This window comes from Shewanella sp. FJAT-51649 (genome assembly GCF_019457435.1).
Lineage (GTDB): Bacteria > Pseudomonadota > Gammaproteobacteria > Enterobacterales > Shewanellaceae > Shewanella > Shewanella mangrovisoli.
Genome location: NZ_CP080411.1, coordinates 4,514,047 through 4,535,153 on the forward strand (window position 1 = coordinate 4,514,047; position 21,107 = coordinate 4,535,153).

The 21,107-nt window shown below is 48.6% G+C and carries 17 protein-coding genes; 12 read left to right on the forward strand and 5 right to left on the reverse strand.

Annotated features, from left to right (window positions below):
* Positions 1–40: 40 nt before the first annotated feature.
* The 6 genes from K0H59_RS19760 to K0H59_RS19785 all read left to right on the forward strand — a co-directional run bounded on the left by K0H59_RS19760 (position 41) and on the right by K0H59_RS19785 (position 8,172).
* Entirely contained in the window at positions 41–1,069 is a 1,029-nt protein-coding gene (locus K0H59_RS19760; RefSeq protein ID WP_220054124.1) for a formate dehydrogenase subunit gamma, read from the forward strand.
* A 380-nt stretch (positions 1,070–1,449) separates the two neighbouring features.
* Positions 1,450–1,650 carry a twin-arginine translocation signal domain-containing protein gene (locus K0H59_RS19765; protein ID WP_011624444.1) on the forward strand — a complete coding sequence of 67 codons (201 nt, stop codon included), beginning with the start codon at positions 1,450–1,452 and terminating at the stop codon, positions 1,648–1,650.
* 17 nt (positions 1,651–1,667) lie between these two features.
* Positions 1,668–4,520 carry a molybdopterin-dependent oxidoreductase gene (locus K0H59_RS19770; RefSeq protein ID WP_220054125.1) on the forward strand — a complete coding sequence of 951 codons (2,853 nt, stop codon included), beginning with the start codon at positions 1,668–1,670 and terminating at the stop codon, positions 4,518–4,520.
* A gap of 29 nt (positions 4,521–4,549) precedes the next feature.
* The gene (gene fdh3B, locus K0H59_RS19775; protein ID WP_011627524.1) at positions 4,550–5,119 is read left to right on the forward strand and encodes a formate dehydrogenase FDH3 subunit beta; all 570 of its coding nucleotides are present in this window, start codon (positions 4,550–4,552) and stop codon (positions 5,117–5,119) included.
* Between the two features lie 76 nt (positions 5,120–5,195).
* Positions 5,196–6,179 (forward strand): formate dehydrogenase subunit gamma, encoded by a 984-nt coding sequence (locus K0H59_RS19780; RefSeq protein WP_011624447.1) that lies wholly within the window; start codon positions 5,196–5,198, stop codon positions 6,177–6,179.
* 409 nt (positions 6,180–6,588) lie between these two features.
* On the forward strand, positions 6,589–8,172 hold the full coding sequence (locus K0H59_RS19785; protein WP_220054126.1) for a methyl-accepting chemotaxis protein: 1,584 nt from the start codon (positions 6,589–6,591) through the stop codon (positions 8,170–8,172).
* A 179-nt stretch (positions 8,173–8,351) separates the two neighbouring features.
* Here the strand turns inward: K0H59_RS19785 and K0H59_RS19790 are convergent, their stop codons facing one another.
* Positions 8,352–10,322, reverse strand: a complete 1,971-nt coding sequence (locus K0H59_RS19790; protein WP_220054127.1) for a hypothetical protein — start codon at positions 10,320–10,322, stop codon at positions 8,352–8,354.
* 257 nt (positions 10,323–10,579) lie between these two features.
* Positions 10,580–11,515, reverse strand: coding sequence for a bile acid:sodium symporter family protein (locus K0H59_RS19795; RefSeq protein WP_220054128.1), 936 nt, complete (start codon positions 11,513–11,515; stop codon positions 10,580–10,582).
* Positions 11,516–11,901: 386 nt separating this feature from the next.
* Between K0H59_RS19795 and K0H59_RS19800 the strand changes: the two genes are divergently transcribed.
* From K0H59_RS19800 to K0H59_RS19810, 3 genes are all read left to right on the forward strand, one after another.
* Positions 11,902–13,239, forward strand: a complete 1,338-nt coding sequence (locus K0H59_RS19800) for a coproporphyrinogen III oxidase family protein (RefSeq protein WP_088212454.1) — start codon at positions 11,902–11,904, stop codon at positions 13,237–13,239.
* Positions 13,240–13,354: 115 nt separating this feature from the next.
* A complete protein-coding gene (locus K0H59_RS19805) occupies positions 13,355–13,588 on the forward strand; it encodes a hypothetical protein (protein ID WP_011718648.1) in 234 nt (77 codons plus the stop codon).
* A 27-nt stretch (positions 13,589–13,615) separates the two neighbouring features.
* Positions 13,616–14,557, forward strand: coding sequence for a DUF4424 domain-containing protein (locus K0H59_RS19810; RefSeq protein WP_220054129.1), 942 nt, complete (start codon positions 13,616–13,618; stop codon positions 14,555–14,557).
* A gap of 57 nt (positions 14,558–14,614) precedes the next feature.
* Here K0H59_RS19810 and K0H59_RS19815 read toward each other — a convergent pair whose 3' ends face one another.
* Positions 14,615–16,606, reverse strand: a complete 1,992-nt coding sequence (locus tag K0H59_RS19815; protein WP_220054130.1) for a ligand-gated channel protein — start codon at positions 16,604–16,606, stop codon at positions 14,615–14,617.
* 121 nt (positions 16,607–16,727) lie between these two features.
* Between K0H59_RS19815 and K0H59_RS19820 the strand changes: the two genes are divergently transcribed.
* Positions 16,728–17,690, forward strand: coding sequence for a LysR family transcriptional regulator (locus tag K0H59_RS19820; protein ID WP_220054131.1), 963 nt, complete (start codon positions 16,728–16,730; stop codon positions 17,688–17,690).
* Positions 17,691–17,769: 79 nt separating this feature from the next.
* Complete coding sequence (locus K0H59_RS19825; protein ID WP_088212458.1) at positions 17,770–18,642, forward strand: patatin family protein; 873 nt, start codon at positions 17,770–17,772, stop codon at positions 18,640–18,642.
* Here K0H59_RS19825 and K0H59_RS19830 read toward each other — a convergent pair.
* Positions 18,635–19,570: a LysR family transcriptional regulator gene (locus tag K0H59_RS19830; RefSeq protein WP_220054132.1), complete on the reverse strand. Its 936-nt coding sequence runs from the start codon at positions 19,568–19,570 to the stop codon at positions 18,635–18,637. The genes K0H59_RS19825 and K0H59_RS19830 overlap by 8 nt on opposite strands.
* Positions 19,571–20,425, reverse strand: coding sequence for a DMT family transporter (locus tag K0H59_RS19835; RefSeq protein ID WP_220054133.1), 855 nt, complete (start codon positions 20,423–20,425; stop codon positions 19,571–19,573).
* Positions 20,426–20,622: 197 nt separating this feature from the next.
* Here K0H59_RS19835 and trmL point away from each other — a divergent pair, with 197 nt between their 5' ends.
* Complete coding sequence (gene trmL, locus K0H59_RS19840) at positions 20,623–21,087, forward strand: tRNA (uridine(34)/cytosine(34)/5-carboxymethylaminomethyluridine(34)-2'-O)-methyltransferase TrmL (RefSeq protein ID WP_088212461.1); 465 nt, start codon at positions 20,623–20,625, stop codon at positions 21,085–21,087.
* Positions 21,088–21,107 lie beyond the last annotated feature (20 nt).

Below are 21,107 nucleotides of genomic sequence, written 5' to 3' on the forward strand. Positions count from 1 at the left end.
AGGTTAGGGAGTCATCCCTAACCTCTGGCAAGGAGTGAAAATGTTAAACAAACAGTTAAACAAATCACTGCGCAGTCTGTTTGCTCTGATGGTACTCGTGATGGGATTGGGCCTAGGTTCAGTAATGAGCGTAAGCCCAGTACAGGCAAGTGATCAGCAATCGAGTCAACAACAGGCGAAAGCGCAAACCAGCGAAGCCGATCTGTGGCGCGCGGTAAAGTCGGGTGAAACTGGCTATACCACGGCTAAAGGGGTCGAAACTGGGGTGTTGATTAACGTTGCCGGCAACCAAGGTAAAGAACTGAGAAACCAATACATCACCCCGATTATGGCCTTAGCTGTAACGGGTGTGTTTGGCGCTTTCTTACTGTTTTATCTGGTGAATGGTCCTTCAAGACTCAGCCACGGCTTTTCAGGCAAGATGGTGGCACGTTGGTCTAAGGCGGATCTGTGGATCCACTGGATCATGGCAATTAGCTGTCTCACGCTGATGTTTACCGGCTTAACCATTATGCTCGGTAAGCATGTTGTGCAAGAGCTGCTAGGGCCGGACATCTGGGCACCGCTAATCTACGGCAGTAAAACCGTGCACGACTGGGCTGGTCCCATCTTTATCATGGCGTGGATTGTCTGCGTGGTGAAATGGATGCCGCTACAAACCTTTAAGATGTACGATCTTAAATGGTTCTTAGTGGTCGGTGGCTATATCAACTTTGGCCCATTCAAAGGCAAACACCCTGACAGTGGTTTTGCTAACGCTGGTGAAAAAATGTGGTTCTGGACACTGACCCTATTCGGGCTGTTTATCAGTGTGTCTGGCATCATGTTGGTATTACCCGGCTTAGATCTACCCCGTGAAGCCTCGATGGGCGCGCTGCTGATCCACTCGATCAGTGCCGTTATCCTGATTGCCTTTACCATAGTGCATATCTGGATGGCGACCGTACTCAGTGAAGGCGGTATGGAGTGTATGAAGTCAGGCTATTGTGATGAAAACTGGGCCATCCAGCACCACAATTTATGGTATGACGAAATCAAAGCCAACGGCAGTCTGCGTTATAAAGACTAACTAAAGCCTAATGCTTTACCCCAATAAAAACACCTCGCACTGCGGGGTGTTTTTTTACCTAAAGCTCAAACAACAAACCATTAACAAGCGTTTCATTTTCATCCGAAAATCGACCCATTTTTTCGCGCTCACACAAGTGCTGAAACCATGAGCGAGTTAACGCTTTTGCATCAGCGCGCCTGCCTGTCCGGCTGCAAACTGTTCTAGATCAAATCCTACTCAATCTTTTCCTACTATATTGCCCTCACGCGCGATGATTAACGGCAAGCAAGATGATTTCATTATCTTTTCCACCTCTAATCTTCACTTTTTGATAACAAGTTAAACCCCTCGAAAAGTCGCGCCATCCAAGAACCATAACCCCTCATTCAGGAGTCAGCATGAAGCAACAACCTAGCGATTTATCTCGCCGTTCTTTGCTTAAAGCACTCACCGTTGGCAGCGTTGCCGGCGCCGCAATTGCCGCTACCGGCATGAGCGCAGCCCAAGCCAGCGAGAGCAGCAAGGTAACAACCAAAGAGCCTAAGGGTTACCACGAAACTGCGCACATTATCAGCTATTACGATAGCCTGCGTAGCTAATCTAGGAGAAGTCAGCGATGAAGTTAACTCGCAAGTCCGATGTCGCCCAAGTGGCCGACAAACCGACGTTAGGCATTAGCCGTCGTCAATTTATGAAGCAAGCAGGTATTACTACCGGTGGTATCGCAGCCGCTTCTCTCTTGGGTACTGGCATGATGCGCCGCGCAGAAGCCAAAGATGTGCCACACGACGCGCCGATCGAAGTTAAACGTACGATTTGTAGTGCCTGTGCTGTGGGTTGTGGTCTGTATGCCGAAGTGCAAAATGGTGTGTGGACAGGTCAAGAGCCCGCATTCGATCACCCATTCAATGCTGGCGGTCACTGCGCCAAAGGTGCTGCACTGCGTGAGCATGGCCACGGTGAAAAACGCCTGAAATACCCAATGAAATTGGTTGATGGCAAGTGGAAAAAAATCTCTTGGGAAGATGCGATTAACGAAGTGGGCGACCAAATGCTCAACATTCGTAAAGAATCTGGCCCAGACTCTGTGTACTTCATGGGTAGCGCTAAGTTCTCTAACGAAGGCTGCTATATGTACCGCAAACTCGCGGCCATGTGGGGCACAAACAACGTCGACCACTCTGCTCGTATTTGTCACTCTACCACGGTAGCCGGTGTTGCTAACACTTGGGGTTACGGTGCGCAAACTAACTCTTTCAACGACATTCAGAATGCCAATGCCATCTTCCTGATCGGGGCAAACCCAGCGGAAGCGCATCCAGTATCGATGCAGCATATTCTGATCGCCAAAGAGAAAAACAACGCGAAAATCATCGTTGTTGACCCACGTTTCTCTCGCACTGCCGCGCACTCAGATCTGCACTGCGCGATTCGTCCAGGTACCGACATTCCCTTTATCTACGGTATGTTATGGCACATTTTCGAAAACGGTTGGGAAGATAAAACCTTTATCCAACAACGCGTATTCGAGATGGAAACCATCCGCGAAGAAGTGAAAAAGTTCCCACCTAAAGAAGTGGCGGATATCACTGGCGTGAGCGAAGAAGTGGTTTATCAAGCCGCAAAACTGATGGCAGAAAACCGTCCAGGTACTGTGATTTGGTGTATGGGTGGTACTCAGCACCACGTCGGTAACGCTAACACCCGTGCTTACTGTATTCTGCAATTAGCCTTAGGCAACATGGGCGTTTCTGGCGGCGGTACTAACATTTTCCGTGGCCACGACAACGTACAAGGCGCGACTGACTTAGGTCTGCTGTTCGACAACTTGCCAGGTTATTACGGTTTAACCTCAGCCGCTTGGACTCACTGGACCCATGTGTGGGATCTGGATATGGAGTGGGTGAAGAGCCGCTTCGATCAAAACGCCTATTTAGGCAAAGATCCAATGACCACCCCAGGTATTCCTTGTTCTCGCTGGCACGATGGCGTGTTAGAAGACAAGAGCAAGCTGGCACAGAAAGACAACATCCGTATGGCCTTCTTCTGGGGTCAATCGGTCAACACTGAAACCCGTCAACGTGAAGTGCGTGATGCCTTAGACAAGATGGACACAGTCGTGGTTGTCGATCCATTCCCAACCATGGCGGGTGTTATGCACCGTCGTAAGAATGGCGTGTATCTGTTACCTGCTGCGACTCAGTTTGAAACTCAAGGTTCAGTGTCTAACTCAGGCCGTTCTATCCAATGGCGTGAGCAGGTTATCCAACCTTTATTCGAGTCAAAAACCGACATCGAAATCATGTACCGTTTAGCGCAAAAACTCGGTATCGCCGAGCAATACACTAAACGCATCGCCAAAGAAAACGGCTTACCTGTTATCGAAGAGATCACCCGCGAAATCAACCGCGGCATGTGGACCATCGGTATGACAGGTCAAAGCCCTGAGCGTATCAAGCTGCACACCCAAAACTGGGGCACTTTCAGCAACAAAACGCTCGAAGCCGCTGGCGGCCCAGCGAAGGGCGAAACCTACGGTTTACCTTGGCCATGTTGGGGCACACCAGAAGCTAAACACCCTGGTACCCAAATTCTGTATAACCAATCCAAACACGTTAAAGACGGCGGCGGTAACTTCCGTGCTCGTTATGGCGTTGAATACAATGGTAAAAACCTGCTGGCCGAAGGCTCTTTCTCTAAAGGTGCCGAGATCCAAGACGGTTACCCAGAATTTACCGATAAGCTGCTGAAGCAACTCGGTTGGTGGGATGACCTGACTGCGGAAGAAAAAGCCGAAGCAGAAGGCCGCAACTGGAAGACCGACTTATCAGGCGGTATCGTGCGCGTAGCTATAAAGCACGGTTGTATTCCATTTGGTAACGCTAAAGCCCGTTGTATTGTTTGGACTTTCCCAGACCAAGTGCCAGTTCACCGCGAGCCGTTATACACAGCACGCCGTGACTTAGTGGCTAAATACCCAACCTACGACGATATGCAAGTTCATCGTCTGCCAACACTGTACAAGTCAATCCAAGAGAAAGACTTCAGCGGCAAGTACCCACTGGTACTGACCTCTGGTCGTTTAGTGGAATACGAAGGTGGTGGTGAAGAATCTCGTTCTAACCCATGGCTGGCTGAGCTTCAACAGGAAATGTTTGTTGAAATCAACCCAAGTGACGCAGCCGATCGCGGTATCCGCAACGGTGAGTTTGTGTGGTTAGAGGGCGCCGAAGGTGGCCGCATTAAAGTACAAGCTCTGGTAACGCCACGCGTTAAACCAGGTGTGACCTTTATGCCATACCACTTTGCGGGTGTGATGCACGGTGAAAGCTTAGCGCCTAACTACCCTGAGGGCACTGTGCCTTACGTTATCGGTGAATCCGCTAACACGGCACTGACCTATGGTTATGACCCTGTGACTCAAATGCAGGAAACCAAAGCGTCGCTCTGTCAGATCGTTAAAGCGTAAGTGCAGCTTAAGCTAGGAGAATTGCCACTATGGCTACAATGAAATTTTTGTGTGACACCAAGCGCTGCATCGAATGTAACGGCTGTGTCACCGCATGTAAAAACGAAAACGATTCCGCTCTCGAGTGGGGTATCCAACGCCGCCGCGTCGTGACTATCAACGATGGTCAACCCGGTGAAGCTTCAATCTCTGTCGCCTGTATGCATTGCTCAGACGCGCCATGTATGGCGGTTTGCCCAGCAAACTGCTTCTACAGAACCGAAGACGGCATTGTGCTACACAACAAAGATGCCTGTATTGGTTGCGGTTACTGCTTGTACGCCTGCCCATTTGGCGCACCACAGTTCCCGAAAAAAGGTGCCTTTGGTAGCCGCGGTAAGATGGATAAATGTACCTTCTGTGCCGGTGGCCCAGAAGAAAACCACTCAGAGGCAGAGCGCCAGAAGTACGGTTCAAACCGTATTGCCGAAGGCAAACTGCCAATGTGCGCAGAACTATGTGCGACTAAGGCCCTGTTAGCGGGTGATGCAGAAGTGGTTTCTAGCATCTTCCGTGAGCGTGTGGCTTACCGTGGCGCTAAAAACGCGGCTTGGAATTAATTCAGGTCACAGGATCTGTCCACAGACTTAGCTTGGCGCCTGCTAGCAGGCGCCACTAAGCGAGAGAGGATGTATGATGAACAAATGGTTCAAACACATAGGTTTAGCCATAGCACTGCTGTTTAGTGCCGTGTGTCTAGCCAATGGTGGTGATGAACAGGCGCTCCAACCTCAAGCCTCTGATGCCCAAATTTGGGCACAGCTGAAGGACGGCGCCACGGGATACACTACCTCCCAAAGCGAGTTCCACGCACAACCGATCAATACCTATGATCTGCGTGTACTGGAGCTGCGTAGCGACTGGTTAGCACCGGCCTTAATGGCGGCGTTATTCGGCATGATCATTATCTTTGTCTTATTTATCAAGGTGAACGGCATCTCCAAGCTACACCATGGTTTTTCGGGCAAGCTAGTGCATCGCTGGTCAAAGTTTGACGTTTCAATCCACTGGTTAGGTGCGATCCCGTGCTTAATGTTGATTCTAACGGGCTTAACTTTGTTAGCGGGTCGTTTCTTCTTCCAACCTTGGTTGGGCGAAGGCATCTGGGAAGCCATAGTCTATGGCGCGAAGCAAATCCACGATGTGATGGCGATTCCGTTCATGATCGGCTGGGCATTGATGACAGTGTTATGGGCGAAGAACCAGCTGCCAAAAATGTACGACGTGAAATGGTTCCTCGTTGTTGGTGGTTACATCAACTTCGGCCCCTTCAAAGGTAAGCACCCTGATGCAGGTTTTGCTAACGCTGGTGAGAAAATGTGGTTCTGGGCCTTTGCCCTGTTTGGATTAGTGATTTCAGCCTCAGGCATGTTGTTACTGTTCCCAAATCTTTTCGAACCAAGCCGCACCTTAAGCTTAATCGCGCTGGTATTGCACTCAGTAAGTGCCATCGTGATCTGCGCCTTCTCTATCGTGCATATCTTCATGGCAACGGTAATGTCTGAAGGCGGTATGGAGTGTATGGTGTCTGGTTATTGTGACGAAAACTGGGCAACCCAACACCACAACCTGTGGTACGACGAAATCAAGGCCAACGGCACACTCAAATATAAAGAGTAAGCGATTCGCTGACTGATTAAACACCCTAGCAGGGCGACTCTGCTGGGGTGTTTTATTTTGAACGCACAGACAAATGTTAACGATACAACTTAAAACATTTGTGACTTTTGCGATCCGCTTCACAATGGCTGTTTGGTCTGTTAATTCACTGTAGAAGAGCACTCGCTCGCAAAACCGCTTTCACAATAAAATCAATCACCTGCAAATATAATGAATTTAACTTACATAACACCTTGCAACCAGTACGCCATCCACAGTTAACACACTAAAAACAACATATTTAAAAACATAGCGTTATGGATATTACGTTCAAAATATCGCCTTGCGACCAGTGAAATCCAAGCGTTAAAATGGCCTCAATGTGTAATTTAATTACACCCCTTCTTGATTGATACCCCAGTAGGCCACCATGTTTAACAATGCAAAAACCAGCACATTGACGGCGCTGCCATCAGTGTTTGCGAGTATTTTATTGATCATTATCGGCATTTCCTCCTATCGGGGCTTTGCTGAACTCAATAACACAAGCAGTCGACTCGTCAACAATACCAAGCTCGCCGAAACCTTCACCAATGTGCGTGAAGCCTTCTTCGAGTTGCGCTTAGCCACCTTAGTCCATAACAGCGACGCCATCAGCTTGCAGCAACGCAATGTGCGGCAGCTTGTCGAGCAACTCGCAGAATTTAACACCGATTTTATGGGGCAAGATGCCAGAACGATCCGCACGCTATTGCCACAAATCGAGCAATATGTGCGTCTCTATCAGCAGGAGTTAGCCTTCGCCAAACAAACGGGCACCGAACCTGAACTCACGTCAGAACGTGGTGCACTTGGGCCCAAAGTGAGCAATGAGATCAATCAATTAGTCAAATTGATCACCCAACGCAACCATGAACTAGGCAAACAGGCCGAAGACAAAGTCAATGCCACCGAGGCTTTGCTCCTTGGTTTAATCCTGATCGCCATAGTCGCTTCTTTACTAAGCGCCCTGTTTATGAGCAGACGTTTGGTCAATATCGTTAATCAAATCAAGCGTGTTGTAGAGCACCTTGCCGATGGCGATCTCACCCAGAAGACTCAAATCAGTGGTCAAAACGAACTCTGTGCGCTTGGCGCCGATCTTGACCGGGTAATTGACCACTTGCGCCATATGATTTCCGATATTGCCCAGGCCTCTGAACATATGTCAGATCAAATTGGTCAGCTGAATGTGCAGTCCAATGCCAATAGCCACGCACTGCAAACCCACGCGGTAGAAACCGACCAAGTGGTTACGGCCATGACCGAAATGAGTGCCACCGCCCATAACGTTGCCGGTGATGCCGCCTCCGCCGCACGCTTTACCCAACAGGCGAATGAACAGGCTGATAAGTCGAAAAAGGCTGTCGAACAGGCTGCAAACACCGTCGTCGCCTTGGTTGGTAAGGTCGACACTGCCGCTCACACCATCGCGGAAATGAATGAAAACACCCGCCATATCGCCACCATCTTAGATGTGATTGGAGATATCGCCGACCAAACCAACTTACTCGCCCTTAACGCCGCCATCGAAGCCGCACGCGCCGGAGAACAGGGCCGAGGCTTTGCCGTCGTCGCCGACGAAGTACGCGCCCTCGCCGCTCGCACTCAGGCGAGCACGGCCGAAATCAATCAAATGTTAGAACGCCTGCGCACGGGTGCTAACAGCGCCGTGAATGCGATGGATGAGACTAAACAGAGTTGCCAAGACGCAGCGGACACCACCACGCTGGTCACCGAAAGCCTTGAGACATTGACCACCTATGTATTTGATATCAATGGATTGAGCAATCAAATCGCAACCGCCGCCGAAGAACAAAGCGCAGTGAGTGAAGAGATTAATCGTAACTTGAATACCATTCGCGAAATGGTTGAAGAGTTAAATCAAAGTGGTAAAGCGACCCTCAATAGCGCGACCTCTTTGGCCGCCACTAAAGAACAGTTAACAGGCGTAGTCTCGCATTTTAGACTCTAACTCGAGTCAGCTAAGTCGTTACCATGGCCTAATATCGCAAGATGTTAGGCCATTTTCGATTAAGGGCTGAACAGATATTAATGACAACATCACAATCTCTGCACTCGTACACTTCATTCATAATGAGCCATTAAATACATCAAAAAAATAAAGGCACCCTAAGGTGCCTTCATAATCGATTAGTGGTTAATTCCCACCGAAGAGTGATAACGAATCACACCATTTAAAGGCGGCATGGAATTTTCACAACGCTGATTAAAGTTAACTGCTAGAGATTTAACGGATTTATCAGCATTATAACTCAACTCAAGCACCTCAAAATCTCCGATACTTTGATTGCAGCCACGGCCATCACCCGTAAATGACAAACCTGCCGTCAGGGGGCCTTGAAACGGATAACGAGTAGCATTGATATATTTCTTCACTTGCAGGTTTTCGCCAGCGGGTGCAGCAATATCAAAGCTCCACCAAGTATTTCCGTCAATAGATAAGGTGATTGCATTTAAGCTGTTGTCGTAATTCGTTGGAGTGAACACTGCACTGCTCGAATCCATAATCACTGTTTTCCCACCACCAATGTAGTCGCCTTGCGGGCTCACATAGTGCATGAATGTGTCACTGCCAGCGTAATAGTGAATCGTTAAAGTTCGGAATACTTGGTATCCCTGTCCATTGGACACTTCTAACTTTATCTCGACATCAGATGTCACTTCATTTGGAACGGTAAAACCTGTCTTGGCACTGGTTGGATTTGAAAAAACAATACCGACATTATTCACATCTACCCACTTAAATGTCAGCGCACTACCTTTATTCATGACGGTTTGTGAAGCATCGAGCTTTGGCGTGTCGTTGGCTTTATATAAATAGCTACTTGCAGCCACATCGATAATGATTGCATCGCTGGTTTTAAAACGTTCAGACCACATGGTATTCGCCACTGCACCAAATTTGCTTTCAAGCAAAACCCCATTAAAGCGATATACCGTATTTGCCTTTAAATCTGTCTCTGGCGTGATGTTTAATATCGCACCATTCACGCTAATTTTGGCTGCAACTTTTCTGTATGGCCATGAATCCTCATCAAAAGAACTTTCGTAAACTTGGTCTTTGATAGGGCGTGACATGAGTAATCGAATCGTCCCGCCGGACACAGGAAATGCTTGTAAATCCTGGTCTTCAATCATGCCTACATAGTTAAAGTTGTCAGAGCGAAACTCAAATGATGAGTTAGATTTTCCACCTTCAAGATGCCACAAACTTCCCTCAACAATTTGACTCCAATAAACCATGTAAGCTTCTTTAGCAGTATTCACATTGAGCATTTTAGAGTCAGTAACGAAGTTACTCGTCATTTGAACTGAGTCCTGAGCTGATGTACTGGCGACAATCGAGCCTTCATGGGGAAATTCGTTAAAATGTCCTTTCAATGGTTTAGTAAACTCAAAACCAAAGCCATTATTAAATTGTGCGACCGAAATCTGGCCTTTACCACTAATCGCATAAGTTGCATCGGAAAAGTTTTCCACTCTCGTTAAAGAGAGATTAGTAAAACTTAACGCCGAATTACTATTTACAACTAATTTAACAGTGCTTTTGCTTTGAATGTTCAACTGTCTTTGCAGCGGTGAAATGTTATTTTCGAACAACATTTGACCAACCAAATTGAAGTTATCATCTCCATTAACCTGCAGATTAGAAATATCAATCGACCCCTTTGCCTTAGTGCCCTGTTGATATTCTGATAGCGTTAATGAACCTTCGCCATTCACTGTACTGTCGAGTGCTTGAATGTAACAATCACGGTAAGACATATTAAGACTATCGCCGACAGAAATGCCTTTTGAGTCATCCTTATCAATCAACTCAATCGTCGCTAAACCGCCGTTAGAGCACGACTTTTCAGCGCCATTAGCCTCGATATCGAAGCTGCCTAAGATGTCATTAGCAAAAAAACCAACTTGCAAAACACTCTCCGCTAGCGATAGCGAAGTGACAGCAACTTCCGTTGGGTAATCAGCAACTTTAAAAGTTGTTGTCGGAGGAGGATTGGTCGGTGATGTGGGCGTTGTAGAGTCGCCACCTCCCCCGCCACAAGCAGATAAGACTAGTGTGCTGCCTAGTAATAGACAGATTCCTTTTGCGGTCATATTCGTTCCCTAAACTAGCAAAAACAGATCATATTTTTAATTTGCCTGCTACTTTACCGAATTAATTAAAGTTAACAACAAGTATCTATAATTTAACAACAAGTTAATCTGCTGGTATAAGTTGATGCTAATTAAGTGATGTGCATTTATGAGTGAGTGACAACATATTCACTTATCAATAAAACACTCATATATTTCATCTACGACATTAAGATATACGTTGCTTCAACCTATTAATAAGCTGCTATCGTTTCCCACTATTTGGTGATGGTTTTCACCCCATCTGGATCTTGCTCTAAGCTCGCCCAATATCCTGCCAGCATAGCGCCCGATAAATTATGCCAAATCGAGAAAATCGCGCTAGGGACGGCGGAGAGCGGGCTAAAAAACTTGATGCATAATGCGGTCGCAAGGCCTGAGTTTTGCAGCCCCACCTCAATCGAAATGGTTTTACACACTGTATGGTCAAAGCCGAGCAAGCGGCAGCAGGTATAACCCAAGGCGAGTCCCAAGCCATTATGTAGAAACACCGCGAGTAAAATCACAGGCCCTACCTGCGTAAATTGGCCCGCATTTAAGGCCACAATAATGCTGATGGCCAGTACAATCGCCACGATAGAAATGATGGGTAATGCAGGGGCAAGTTTAGCCACCTGCGGTTTAAAGAAGTGATTCAACACTACACCCACAGTCACTGGGATAAGCACGATTTTAACAAGGCTGACTAGCATATCCATTAAAGGAATTGCGACCATCTCACCGATTAATAGCTGAATAATCAACGGCGTGAGCACCACCCCCGCTAAGGTGGATAACGCCGTCATAGTGATAGATAAGGCGACATCGCCCTTGGCCAAATAGCAGATCACGTTCGATGCCGTGCCGCCCGCCACGCTCCCCACCAGCACCATGCCTATGGTCAATTCCCGATTGAGCCCTAACAGCAAACTAATGGCCAAGGCACTTAAGGGCATTAGGGTAAATTGTAAGATTAAGCCGGTGATAACGGCGCGCTTCTGCTTGAATGCATTGGCAAAATCCCGCACATCTAAGGTCAATCCCATGGATAACATAATCACCACCAGCAGCGGCACTATGCTGGTTTTCAATTCGCTAAACCACGCGGGCATCAAATACGCCGTACCCGCCCCGACTAAGGCAAATAGCGGAAAAAAGCGGTTGATATTAACCAATGGAGATCCTCCGAGATTTCAGGCAGTTTGGGGAGATTAAGCCATGACCGCAGGGATAATGACAGCCAGATACCCTCAGTACAAGTCAAAATACCCACAAGTAAGAAGCTCAACTTTTTATCATTTCAGTCTTTCGATTGAGCACTAAAGTTAATCGCTCAAATTCAATAACAAAGGTCCAAAAACCTCAGTAAATATGCATCTACAATTACTAAAACATGATCCGCTTAACAAAAAGCCAGTGATTTCCTTGTTAGGAAACCGTAACTTATAACCAGTTCACGTTTTGCTTACTCCATACGAGGTAGTCTAATTGCGCTAGGTGGTCGTGAATTACCTAAAGCAATTTCGGTGTTTACGGTTAGCACTCTCAGATAGGAATCGTTATGTCTTCAGTTATTCAAACGCTCAATGGCGCGATCGCAACGCCTTATCAAGCGAATATTACCGTCCCTAACTGGATGCTCAGCTCGATGGAACGAGTCATGCAGTATTATGTCGATAAGAATCTTCGCCTCGATACGCTCTCCGCCGACATCATGCCCGCCCCGGTCGAAGGTAAAAAGTACATGCTTTATGCCCATGTGCCCTTCTGCCATACCTTGTGTTCTTACTGTACCTTCCACCGTTTTATGTTTAAGGAAGACAAGGCGCGCGCTTACTTTATCTCTCTGCGTAAAGAGATGGAGATGGTCAAAGCCTTAGGCTATGACTTTGAATCTATGTACATTGGCGGCGGCACCACCACAGTATTAGAAGACGAACTCGCCCGCACCATTGAGCATGCCAAGACCCTCTTCCCAAGCATTAAAGAAGTGTCCTGCGAGTCGGATCCACAGCATTTAGACAGCCCAGGCTTTAAGCAACTTAAGGGCTTAGTGGACCGCATGTCCATCGGCGTACAAAGCTTTAACGACGATATTTTAAAAATGACCGACCGCCTCGAAAAATTCGGCACGGGTCAGCAAACCTTCGACAAGATCATGGCGGCCAAAGAGCTGTTCCCCATTATCAACGTCGACCTGATTTTTGGCTTCCGCGGTCAAACCGATGAAGTGATCCAGCACGACTTAGACATGGCCTCGCGCCTCGACCCAAGACAGATCACCACCTATCCGCTGATGATCACGCATCAAACGCGTAAGAGTGTTAAGGGCAAGCTCGCCGCGCCACAGGCGGATATGGCCAACCAATATCGCCAAATCTTAAACAGTTTAAATGGTCAATATAATCAGTTGTCTGCATGGGCCTTTGGTAAGGCGAATGACGAAGGCTTCGACGAATATGTAATCGACTACGATGAGTATTTAGGGGTGGGTTCTGGCTCATTTAGCTTCCTGAACGACACTTTATACGTTAACACTTTCTCGCTGCGTAAATACCAAGAACGAATCGCCGCTGGCAAGATGGGCGTCGAGCAACAGAAAAACTACAGTAAAAAGGATGTGATGCAGTATCGCTTCCTGCTGGGGATGTTCTCTGGCCGTCTATCGCGCAAATATTTCCGCGAGACCTTTGGGGTTAACTTAGACACAGCCCTGTTTAAGGAAATGACCTCGATGAAGCTGATTGGCGCCATCAAGAACGACCCCACCGATCCCGATAATCTGATCATCACAGATAACGGCAAGATGATGGGCCTATTAATGATGAAAGAGTTCTACGCTGGCATGGATAACGTACGCGCCCAATTGCGTAAACCACTCAAGCCCTGCGATATGTAAATATCAGTTACACCACAAAAGGCCCATGATGGGCCTTTTTGTTAGCGCCATTTCAGGCTACGCTTGCCACCACTCACGCATGAGTCTGTCACCCAGTAATAAAGGAGTATTCGTTATGGGTTTTAATGAGCAAGAAAAACAAGCACTACTCGCCGTTAAAGGCGTTGGCCCGACTGTCATTAAACGCTTTGAAGAAATCGGCATTAGCTCACTCGCGCAGTTAGCCGAGCATGAGGTCGAAGATATCGCCAACCTAGTCGCCAGCATGTTACGCACCACTTGCTGGAAGAACAGCCCACAGGCACGCAATGCTATTGCCGCTGCCATTGAGCTTGCCCGCCGCGCCTAATCTTTATTGCTATTTTTAGAGATGTTTATGCCAATCCATATTCGCGCCTTAATGGGCAGTTTACTCGCGCTGCTCGTGAGCACAGCAACCTTTGCCAATGACAGCAGTTTTGGTGATGCTAATGGCTCTATCACCCTTAAATATCAGCCGCATATCAGTATGGACAAGGAGTCGCTCTTTATCAGCGAGGCCGAAGTTAGGGTCGATTATCTGTTTACCAACACCAGTTCGCAGGATCTTATCGTCCCCATTGCCTTCCCCATGCCGCCGATGTTTTTTGGCTCCGCCGATCACAGCAGTATCGATAACTTCACCCTTAAAGTGAATGGTAAAACCCAGCCAACTCAGCATAGGCTCGTCGCCCAACTTGCCGATAAAACCGATATTACTGCCGAGCTGAAACAGCTTGGTTGGGGGATAGATGAAGTCGCTTACTTTGCCGAATATGCCAAAGTCCCCAAGGGCAAACCCGCACTCCCCAGCCAATGGTTAGATGAGGAGCAACAAATCGCCTTTACCCTAAGCGATTACTTTGTGTGGGAACAAACCTTTCCCGCGGGCCAATCTGTCTCTATCAGCCACAGTTATACACCGAGCCTCTCAACGGGCATCCCCGATACTGCCAATAGTATTATCGATACTTACACTGGACTTGCCTGTTTAGATGAAAGCGCCAAGCAAGGGATTCGTAAGCGAAACCTTATCGTTAAACAAGAAGGTGAAGATCAGGAGATTGGCGTCGAGTGGAGCCATCTTAGCTATATTTTGGTGACGGCCAATAACTGGCAAGGGGCGATTAAGGACTTCAAACTGACGCTGAAAAAATCCCAGCCCACAGATCTCATTAGCCTGTGTTTTGATGGCGAGCTTAAAAAAACCGATCCACTCACCTTTGAGTTCCAGCAAAAGCAGTTCACGCCAACGCAGGATCTCAGCATCCTATTTATCCGTAAACCGGATTTTGAATAATCAAAAAAGCCAGCTAAATGCTGGCTTTTTGTATTAAGCGACTATTTTTAAACACGGTTAAAAGCTATAGGTCATACCTAACCAGTAACGGCGTCCATCTTCGATGTAGCCATATTCTTCTTGAGTGATTTCCTTATCGAAAGCGTTATAAATACCCGCGCTGAATTTAATGCTGTCATTAACGCGATAGTTGGCCCCTAAATCTAACAGCGTATAGGAAGGCGCAATCAAGCTGCTCGAGGAAGGCCCAGTGGTTGGCTGGCTCTCTTCACCACGATAGTTAACCCGCAGCCAAGTACTTAATTTATCTATCGGCTCATAGTTAACCGACAATTGCACCAGATGTTTAGGCAATTGATTCAATGGACTACCTTTATATGCGCCCGTCTTTTGCTCCGAGTCGGTATAAGTGTAGTTACCCGTCAATGCCAAGTTGCTCAAGATTTTATAGTCGATACTAAACTCAACCCCTTGGGTGACTGCCTCATCGATATTCACATAGGTAGTCGGGTCAGAGCCAAACTGATTCGGCCCATCGGTACATTGAGTCGCAGGGCAAGCGACACGGGTGATCTTGTCCTCAAACTCGTTATAAAACACGCCAGCACTGGTGGTGATGGAATCGGTGAGATCGGTGTAAATGCCTAGCTCATAGTTTACAGAGGTTTCGGGTTGTAAATCTGGGTTACCGTACATATTGCCGCCTCGGCTTACCTGCCCCCAATCGGGCACAGTTTGCCTCAGGCTCGGCGCCCTAAAGCCGGTCGACACACCGCCTTTTAAGGTAGTATGTTCGGTCAGCCCCCATACACCGTAAATCCGCGGGCTGAGGTGGTCGCCAAAGTTTTCATCATCGTCTAAACGCAGGCCCAAGGTTAAAGCAAAATTATCGACGATACGCCATTCATCCTCTGAGAACACCGACCATTGGCGGCGACTAATATCGGTTAAGTCACTGACCTGATTGCCGGTTTCATCGGTAAGATCTTGCTTATTGAAGGCCGCACCGAAGGTGGCGGTATGGCTTTCCCCCAAGGTGGCGATCAGGCTAGTTTGAGCATCGGTATTCTTGATCTTCATCTTGCGGGACTTGTTATCAAATACTTCGTGCTTGATATAAGTATCCGAGGTGCCAAAGTCCCAACGCCCGGTGTGTGATAGGGAAATGGTGCTGTTTTCATATTCGGTTGTCGACGAAGCTGGGCAACCACTGCGGCCACAACTGGCGCCCGGCGCCAATGGCGCAACGGTTTTCCCTAAGGTGCTATCCAACTCTTGGTTGGCGATGCCGACCTCTAACATGATGTCATGGTCTTGGTTAGGCGTGAGGGCAAATCTGGCGGTGAGATTATCCGCATCGCGACCTCGGTAACCGCCGTAGATACTATCTTCTTCACGCTGGGTATATTGGCCGTATAACTGCACGCCGAGCAGATCTTTAATCAAGCCACCGTTCACAAAAAAGTTGCCCTGATACACATTGCCCGAGGACGACTTCTCCTGCAGCGTAGTATCGAGGCGCAATTCCCCCTGCCACTCATTCGGCACTTTACGGGTGATTATGTTGATCACCCCACCGATAGCATCGGAGCCATAAAGGGATGACATGGGTCCGCGGACAATTTCAATCCTATCGATTGCGGCGAGCGGCGGCGTCCAAGCGCCTTCAACACCAGGACCGTCGCTGTTGGTGCGGGTCTCGCGGGAAGACTGGCGTTTACCATCGACGAGGATCAGCGTGTATTGGCTGCCCATACCCCGCAGACTAATGTCCCGACGGTCGGCACCGCCAGTCACCACCACGCCGGGCACTTCTAACATAGCATCGGTTAAGTCACGGTAAAAACGTGTATCGAGATCCTCACGGGTGATCACGCTGATAGAAGCGGGCGCGTCACGCACTTGCTGCTCGAAACCCGATGCGGTGACGACAATCCTTTCCATCATCTTGTCTTGATCGGGTGCGGCATCCGCCAAAACCTGAGTGGCGGGTAGCAATAATGCGGCAGAAACTAGCTGTGCGAGGATCTTTTTACGACGTAACAACATAACCAACGAATCTCCCTCGATCCTTTGTAAATGATAATAATTTTCAATACGGCAATGTATCCCTATGTTACAATCGGCTCAAGTTAGACTTTGAGTAATCACTTGTAAGAGTTGCTTAAGAATGAATAGAAATATGGTCAAGGGCATGATCGTGTTTGCCGCCATCGCGGAAAAAGGTTCGATGAGTGCTGCGGCAACACAGCTTAATCTGAGTTCATCGGCGGTGAGCCAACAAGTCGCAAAACTTGAAATGGATATGGGAATTAGTCTGTTTCACCGTAATACCCGCCATCTTACACTCACAGAGGCGGGGGCATTATTTTATGAAAACTGCATTAAAATCATAAAAATAGTAGAAAGCGCCGAACATCAGCTGCACGCATTAAAGGGCACACCTTCGGGGGAGCTTAAAATCGCCGCCCCAGTCGGTTTCGGTGGTGGTTTACTCAGCCAGCCATTAGCGCACCTGTTGGCGGCTCATCCGCAGATCAGCCTCAATCTGCAGTTGCAGGACGGCCCAATCGATATAGTTAACGAAGGAATCGATCTGGCGATTTGCATCGGTCCCCTATCGGATTCGAACCTTATCGCTCGCCCCTTGGCGGATTGGCGCATGTTGCTGTGTGCCGCTCCGAGCTATATTCCCCAGCATCAGAGCCTGCAACACCCTGACGACTTACAAGGGTTCAACCGTATTAGCCACAGCTATGCTAAGCCCGAGTTCTTAACCCATTTACAGACTCAAGAGCGAATAGAACTCCCTGCCCAGCGCATCAACGTCAATAATATGCAGACGCTAATCCAACTCACCCTCGATGGATTAGGCTTTGCTGTGTTGCCAGAGCCCGAAGTGCATCAATATCTTGCATCTGGCCAACTAGTGACACTTTTACCAGAGTGGTCGCTACGCACCTACAGCGTTTACAGCGTGACCTCCGCGCGGGACAAACAGCCCGCTAAAGTGAAAGAAGCCATAGCGGCACTCAGTCAATATTTTAGCCAGATGGATTTTAGCCCGACCCCAGCGTCACTGGTTCAGCCCAACGCCTGCGAGCTCACGCCAAGATTTGCCATCCCCGCCTAACCCTTGTTGGCAGGCGTTTCATTTCTCAGTGGAGTTAGAGTATGCTGTTCTATCCATTCGATTAAACAGTAGTAACTCAATGCAAGATGTGGCCTTAGTGTTAGAGGGCGGCGGCCTGAGGGCAATTTATACCGCCGGCGTGTTAGATGCCTTTTTGCAGCAACAATTGCACTTCCCCTATGTGATTGGTGTATCGGCGGGGGCGATTTATCCCGCTTCTTATGTTTCACGCCAATTTGGCCGCAATTTACAAATTCAGCAGCAATATCTGCGGGATAAGCGCTACATGGGGCTGCGCCACTGGTTAGCCACGGGTAATTACGTCAATACCGATTTTACCTATAAGCGCATGGCCTATGAGTTACTGCCTTTTGATTTTAAAACCTTTTTAACCAGCGGAACTGAGTTTAAGGTCGGGGCATTTAACTGCCAGACAGGACAAACCGATTACTTTGGCATGGCCGATTTTCAGGAGCACGACAAATTGCTCGACGTGCTTATCGCCTCCTCTAGCCTGCCTTTTATGGCCAATCCCTATCCGATAAACCACCAAACCTACCTCGATGGCGGCATCGCTGCGCCTATTCCGGTCGCGCAGGCGCAGCAAGAGGGCTATAAACGCCAGGTGGTGATCCTGACTCAGGATGCAAACTATCGAAAATCACCAATGAAGTTCAATTGGTTAGCGCGCAAGCGTTATCAAGCTTATCCGGCGGTAGCCGCCGCGCTCAAAGTGCGTCACCAACGTTATAACCAATCCCTAGAGGAACTCGCCCAGAGTGTTGCCAGTGGCAATATCTTTGTGATCCGCCCTGCTGCGCCGCTTAATCTTTCGCGGCTTGACCGCAATATCGATAAAGTGACCGCCGTGTATCACCAAGGCCTAGCCGATGGACAGGCGATTTTGCCCAAGTTACAGGCTTGGCTAAACACTGGGGCAGAAGTTAGTTAGGGAGCGAGGCGCGGACCTTGTCGATAATCAGTTCCCGCAGCCATTTATGGCTGAGATCGTGTTCGAAATGCTTATGCCACATCAGCAGATACGCACCGGGGATCAGCTTAATCGGTGAGGGTAAATACATAAGATCAAACGACTTCATCACAGCTAAGGCGTAACGGGAAGGGGCACAGAGGATCAAATCGCTCTGCTCGCACAGGGCCAGCGCGCTCTGAAAGTCCGTCATATTCACCGCAATATCCCGTTTACGCCCTTGGATTTGCAGCACATCGTCTAATAACCAATGCTCCAAGCCACCAAAGGCAACCTGTAACTGGCGATAGCTTAAAAAGGTGTCGAGATTCCATTCCTGCGAAAGGGCTGGATGGTCACGGCGCATCAGGCATACAGTGTAATCCTGAACCAATTCAACATAATGGATATCATCCGGGATATGGTTTACATGCATGGGCGAACGTTCATCCCATTCGCGGCAACCTATGGCGAGATCGATATCGCAGCGCATCAATCTTTCCATGGTATCCAGCCGCCAGGTTTGGCAATTAATGCTCACACCGGGCGCCTGCGCTAAAAGCGAAGGCATAAAGTGTGGGAACGTCAGTGAATAGGTGGTTTCGACCAGATGCATCCGAAACTGACGTTGGCTTAGGGCGGGCTCAAAACTATCTGGCCGAGTAAATTGCGCTAATTGCTGTAAGCATTGGCGCAAGTCGGGCGCCAGCGACAGCGCCTTGGGCGTCGGTTTGAGGCCGTAGGCGGTACGTTCGAATAAGGGGTCATCAAACACTTCGCGCAGGCGAGTCAATTGCTTGCTCACCGCCGACTGACTTAAATGCAGCCGCGCCGCCGCGGCCGTGACACTCTGCTCCTCAAGGAGAATTTCCAGTACGGGCAGTAAGTTCAAGTCTAAGTGTTTTAGCATTTAACCCCTCGCTTTTAAGGGATTCCACCTCAAGTTTTGCGGCAACTTCATCAGCAGTAGCGACAGTAAAATCACTAAAATCCCTGCCCACTGGCGCATATCTAAGGCTTCACCCACAATCAATACGCCTAATGATACGGCAACCACGGGATTGACTAAAGCCACCATCCCCATGATTTCTGGTCCTAAATTTCGCATTGACCAGAGCCAAGCCCAATAGGCCACCGCGGTATTGGCGGTAACTAGCCAAATTAACGAGGGAACCACATCCATACTCGGGATCTGTGGCGGCCCCGCCATAAACCACGCCAGCGGGATTAACATCAAGCCCCCCAAGAGTAATTGCCAGGCGGTGAGCACTAAAAAGTCGCCCACATCCCAGCGCTGCATCCAGCGGGAAGCAAAGGCAATCAGCGTCGTCGCACTCAGCATACACAGGACACCAATCGGGTCGAGATCCGCCGAGGGATTAAGCAATAAAATCACGCCACCGAGGCCCATTAAGCCGAGCAGTAGCCACTTCATTCCCGGGCGTTTTTTATCAATCAGCCAAGCGAGGATCAAAAAGATTAATGGCAATGTCGCCCCCAGCGTACCCGCAACGGCGCCGGGTAGCCGATAGGCGCCAATAAACAGCAGCGCAAAGAAGGCGCCAATATTACAAAACGCCAGCAAGCTTAATTTAGACCATGCCAGCGTCGGCAAACGCGGCCGCAGCATCAGCAGCAATATACCGGCAGGCAGCGCGCGCCAAACCGCCACCCAGTAGGGCGACATATCCTGTAAGTAAAGACTCACCAATGCATAGGTGGTCCCCCAAAACACCGGGGCGAGTAACGCAATCACAAACGGCATAATGACTTCTTAAAAAGTATCTTGATGTTGAGATATATTACTTTGAGAGAATAAAACAGGCAAGTGCTGAAATAAGGTTAATAGGGAGAAAAGAAAAATGGACCCGCGTTTATGCCGCTTTAGATATGCGCAAGCAGAGCTGTGCTTATGCCTTGTTTGCCGTATAATCGGGCGTCATTTTTTATAGGCGGGCAAGCATGTTCCATATCGCACTCTATGAGCCAGAAATCGCACCCAACACGGGTAATATCATTCGCCTTTGTGCAAACAACGGCAGCCAACTTCATCTAATTGAGCCACTAGGGTTTGATTTTGAAGAGAAAAAACTGCGTCGCGCGGGCCTAGACTATGCCGATTTAACCAATGTGACTCGCCATAAAAACTTCGATGCCTTCCTCGAAGCCATGGCAGGAAAACGCATTATGGCCTGTACCACTAAGGGCAGTCGCCCTCATACTGAACTCAGTTTTGCCAAGGATGACGTGCTGTTATTTGGCCCTGAAACCCGTGGGCTACCTATGTCGATTATCGAGTCAATCCCAACTGAGCAGCGATTACGCATTCCGATGGCGGCCACCAGTCGCAGCCTCAACCTCTCCAATGCCGTGGCGATTATCAGCTACGAAGCCTGGCGTCAGCTTGGGTTTGAAGGCGCTATTTAATAGGTAGGAATACTGATTTG